General features: G+C 64.7%; 4 protein-coding genes. 3 read left to right on the top strand and 1 reads right to left on the bottom strand.

All coding sequences use genetic code 11. The features are described from left to right. Positions 1-440: 440 nt before the first annotated feature. Genes Q0X61_RS12630 through Q0X61_RS12640 form a run of 3 tightly spaced genes read left to right on the top strand, consistent with a single transcriptional unit; the run spans position 441 to position 4,100 of the window. Complete coding sequence (locus Q0X61_RS12630; RefSeq protein WP_159087329.1) at positions 441-1,064, top strand: TetR/AcrR family transcriptional regulator; 624 nt, start codon at positions 441-443, stop codon at positions 1,062-1,064. An 8-nt stretch (positions 1,065-1,072) separates the two neighbouring features. Next, entirely contained in the window at positions 1,073-3,373 is a 2,301-nt protein-coding gene (locus Q0X61_RS12635) for an FtsX-like permease family protein (protein ID WP_297743177.1), read from the top strand. A 1-nt stretch (position 3,374) separates the two neighbouring features. Further along, positions 3,375-4,100 (top strand): ABC transporter ATP-binding protein, encoded by a 726-nt coding sequence (locus tag Q0X61_RS12640; protein ID WP_297743179.1) that lies wholly within the window; start codon positions 3,375-3,377, stop codon positions 4,098-4,100. A gap of 337 nt (positions 4,101-4,437) precedes the next feature. Here the strand turns inward: Q0X61_RS12640 and Q0X61_RS12645 are convergent, their stop codons facing one another. Next, entirely contained in the window at positions 4,438-4,653 is a 216-nt protein-coding gene (locus tag Q0X61_RS12645; protein WP_297743180.1) for a hypothetical protein, read from the bottom strand. Between the last annotated feature and the right edge of the window lie 182 nt (positions 4,654-4,835).

A 4,835-nucleotide genomic window follows, 5' to 3' on the forward strand; every position in this document is an offset into this window, starting at 1 on the left:
CAGCCAGCACTCGCTGGACAGGGAAGCAGGTAGGAACGAAACCCAGGGCGATTCACCTGCACCACCTGGAAACAACCCCACAACAACACACACCCCAACACCCCCGTCACCTGCGGCACACAAACCGGCTACCCCACACAAGGCACCTACACCATCACCGCCACCACCAACTGGGAAATCCACTGGCAAGGCATCGGCCAACAAGGAACCCTCCACCACACCACAACCACCAGCGAAACCCTCAAAATCGGCGAACTCCAAGTACTCAACACCAACCCGAGACGTAAGTGAGCCCGCCAACTCCGCAGTTCTACTGCGTTTCCTCTTAGCTGCGGCTCACGTACGGCAGGGAGCCGACCCCAAAGAATGACCCACCGTCGGGAAATGGAGTACGCTTGCTATAGTACTGACCGACGGTCGGTCAGTAAGGGGCAATACACGTGAACAGAGTGAGGAAAGCTCCGCAGGAACGCAGGAGTGACATCCTGCGCGTCGCAGCTGAGCTCTTCGCTGACAAGGGCTACAGCGCCGCGACAGTGAACGATGTGGTGACGCATGCCGGCATTGCAAAGGGCACCTTCTACTACTACTTCGCATCGAAGGACGCGTTACTCGAGGCCCTCATCGACGAACAGATGGGTGCCATGATCGAGCTCGCCCGAGCCACCGTCGAACGAGACGATTTGAGCGCAACCGAGAAGCTCCTGACGTTCTGGAGCACGCAGCGCGAGGCGGCCTCAGCCGACGGCCTGACATCGCACATAGAAGAGGCCTTCGACGAGACAGCCCACATCCGGTTGCTCTCCCGACTCGTTCTCGCACTCGGGCCGGAGCTCACTCCCATCGTCGAACAAGGGGTGACCGAAGGAACGTTCTCGACGCCGTACCCCGCCGAGGCCATGGACCTCATCCTCGCCAGCTCGGCATATCTGTTCGACAGTGGCCTGCTGACCAGGCCTGATGCAGACCCGACGCGCACGATGCAGGCGTTCTTGCACCATGTGGAGGCGCTCTTGGCCGCCCGTCCGGGCACGTTCAGCAGCTTCGCCACCACGCTGGGGTAGCCGGTGCCATGCTGATGCGATTGGTTCGCGGGGACCTCCACCGCAACACGGTGACGACCATAGCGCTGGTAGCGCTCCTCGCCATCGCGACTGCGCTCGTCGCTGCCGGCGCGGGCACCGTCGCGACAGTCTCCGGATCACTCGACCGCTTGTTCGCGAGGGCCAAGGTGCCAGACGCGATGCAGATGCACAGCGGAGAGATCGACGAGCGCGCCATCCTCGAATGGGCGGCGCGACACCCCGATATTGCCGATGCGCAAGTGGTCACCACCTGCCCGCTTCCCGTCGGCAAGCTCACGATCGGCGTGCATGCGCAGTCTGATTCCGCGCTGCAGCCGTCGGCAACAGCGCAAAGCCCCTCATTCGATCAGCTGTTGGGTCTCGACAATTCGGTACTCGCCCCTTCCCCAGGCACCGTCGTCCTGCCTCTGGCATATCGGGACCAGGTACAGCCAGGAGGTGAGGTCATTCTGGGGATCGAGGGCGAGGAGCGCAGGTTCGTCGTCGCCGGGTTCCTGCGGGATGCGCAGATGAACCCCTCGATGGTGACCTCCAAGCGGCTGCTGTTCTCGAGCGAAGACATGCGCTGGATAGCGTCGGGACTCGAGCCTGAATATCTGGTGGAATTCCGTGTGGCGCCGGGGGCATCGCCAGGCGCCGTGCTCGCGGAGTACGAGGCAGCTGGGTTCCCCACTGCGGGTCCGGCCATCGATGGCGGCTCCATTCGTCTGCTGGCGGGGTTGTCGTCGACGCTGGTGGTAGCTGTGCTGGCGGCTATCGCATGCGTCGTCGCTGTGCTGGGCATGCTCACCGTACGGTTGGCGGTCAAGACAGCAATCGCGACTGACCTCACGCAGATCGGTGTGTTGAAGGCCATCGGTGTGCCGGAGCGTCGAATCAGGTGGACGTTCCTCGCCAAGTACGTCGCCATCGCCCTGATTGGCGTGGGTCTCGGGGTGATGGTCGCGCCGATCTTGCACGGCCCCCTCACGCGTCAGGCGACGTTGGAGCTGGGCGAACCAAGCTCACCGCTTCCCGCAGCAGCGGCCTGGGTTGGCTCGGGACTGTTGGCGCTACTGGGGTCTGTTGGGTACTGCTGGTGGCTCATGCGGGGCATAGCCCGGGTTCCCACACTTGCCGCGATGCGCGCGGGAACTACGTCGAAACGCCCCTGGCTGTGGGGCTGGCGCTTGGCTCGGACGAAGCTGCCGGTGTGGCTGTGGTGGGGTCTGCGCGGCGCGTCGGGCCGCGGGCAATCAGGGCTCGCGATCTTGGCTGCGCTCATCGCCGTCGCGGTGTGTGTTCCGGCCCAGGTCACCACAACATTGGCCTCCCCGCAGCTGTCTTCATATCTGGGGGTTGGTGAGGCCGACGTGATCGTCGAGACTCGTGACGCCGCAGTTGCGAACCAACTTGCCACGGAACTTCCCGACGACGCCGCCGTCGCAGCGCTCGCCCCGCTACAGCACACGCGCGGGGCCATCCGAGCGGGCGACGAGTGGGAACGCACGCCCATCTTCGTCGGGGACCACACCGTATTCCCACTCCACTACATCGAGGGCGGTCCACCCACCTCCGACGATGCCATCGCGCTCTCGGCGAAGGTTGCGGAGGCAAGCGCGGCGCGCGTTGGTGGCACGGTTTCGGTGCGCGACACCCTGGGCGAGCGAACGCTCACCGTGAGCGGCATCTACCAAGACATCTCGAACGGCGGTTCGACGGCGAAAGGCACGTGGCAGATCCCGGCCGACGACGTGGAGGCATGGACGTGGCACGTCGGGCTGGTGGATCCGTCGTCGGGCGACGAGGTCTCGAAGCGCTGGCAGGCCCGCTATCCCGACGCGGCGGTGGTGGACGTCGCGTGCATGGGCGCGGCCACCATGGGCGGGGTGATCGACGTGTTGCGCGCCATAGCGCTCGCCGCGCTGGTGGTGGCAGGCGTGGCGATCTTCGGGCTGACAACGCTCTTCCTGCGCATGGTGTTGGCCAGCGAGGCCGCCGAATACGCCACGCTGCGGGGACTGGGCGTCGCGGACCACATGACCCGACGAGGCCTCGCAGCGCGTTACTGGGCGCTCGTGGGCGGAGGCGCCGTCGTGGGGCTGGGTGTGTCGTGGCTCGCGGGGAGATTCATCGTCGGGCCCCTTGCCGGAGCGACGATGGGTGCGCCCGAGCTGCAGCTGATGGGTGTGCCGTGGCTGGCTGTGGCAGGGTTGCCAGCGGTGCTCGTCGTGGCCGTGTGGCTAGGCGTGGCGGCTGCGTCGTCAAACCTTGCCACCTTGACCGTGCAACGAGTGACTGAGGAGTGACATGATCGAAGCGAAGGGGCTCACGAAACGCTTCGGGGAGCAGACGGTGCTGCGCGGGGTTGACGTGCGCATCGGCGACGGTGAGTTCGTCGCAATCATGGGCCCGTCCGGGTCCGGAAAATCGACGCTGCTGTATCTCCTGAGCGGCATCGACACACCCGACGAAGGCACCGTCGAGCTGCTTGGGCATGAGCTAGGGACGATGTCGCAGCGCGCGCTCGCCGATCTTCGACTACAACGGCTCGGCTTCGTGTTCCAACAACCGCGGCTCCTCAGCACGCTGAGCTTGCTGGATAACGTGATGTTCCCTGGCATGGCCGCGGGCAAGGAGAGTCGCGACGAGGTGCTCGCCCGGGCGCGGACGCTGCTGGCTGGCGCCGACGTCGCCCAGCTCGAGGATCGCGACGTCACCCAGGCCTCCGGTGGGCAGTTGCAGCGCGTCGCCGTCTGCCGGGCGCTCATCGGGGAACCTGACGTGCTGTTCTGTGACGAGCCCACCGGCGCGCTCAACTCAGCCAACGCGATGCGGGTCATGCAGCTCATTGCGCGGGAGGCGAAGGTCGGCACCACCGTTGTTATGGTCACGCACGACGCCGCCGTCGCCGCCTTCGCGGACAGGGTACTCATGCTGGCCGACGGCGCCATCGTCGGAGATCGACGGCTCACTGGCAACACGGACAGCCGCCACACCGAGCTTCTCCAATGGCTCCAAGAAGCTCACATCTGAGCGACGCAAGCAGCGGGCAATGGCCCGAGGAAAGCCCGAGCTCACACGAAAAAGGGTGCCGGAATCGTCGTCGACGACGGGCGCCTCGCTCAGGAGGGTCATGATCGGCTTTCCCTCAGCCTGGCTGGTGGCGCGGTAGGTCGAGATCATACGTTGGTCGATACCTCAGATGATTTCGGCCCCGACCTCGACGGTCGTCGGCGAACAGTGCGTCGAGGCGGCGGAACAGTGATCAGACGATGGATAGCGAAGGAAACGTCGCCCATGTCGAGGTCTTCTGGCTCGCGAGCGGGGGCACTTCAGGAGCGTTTGGGAGAGAGCAGGTGACGGCCGATGATCAGTCAGCGATCAGGCGGTTTCTGGCCGCGGCAAGCAAAGTGGCGTAATCAGGGTCGAACGCCTCGACCACCACGTACTCCAGTGACGCTGCGAGATTCCACAGCACTCGCTGCTCGACGTCGTCGGCAGGTAGAGCGCCAGGTTCGTCATGCCTGCTCAGCCAGTCCAACAGGACCAGTGCCTCATCGGCGGTAAGGATCACGGTACGATTCATCAAAGGCTTCCGTGGCTGAGTACGTCTTGAAGCTGTGCTGGATTGAGCTTCCGACCGCTGCTGGACTCCTGGGACCGATTGGTTCAGATGTCGAGCTCGCGGCGATGAACCCAATCCGGAACAGTACGCTCACGGGCATACTGCTCGAACAAAGGAGCAGCCTGCTCAGCAGTCCACACCTC

This window comes from uncultured Tessaracoccus sp., from assembly GCF_947255005.1.
GTDB lineage: Bacteria > Actinomycetota > Actinomycetes > Propionibacteriales > Propionibacteriaceae > Arachnia.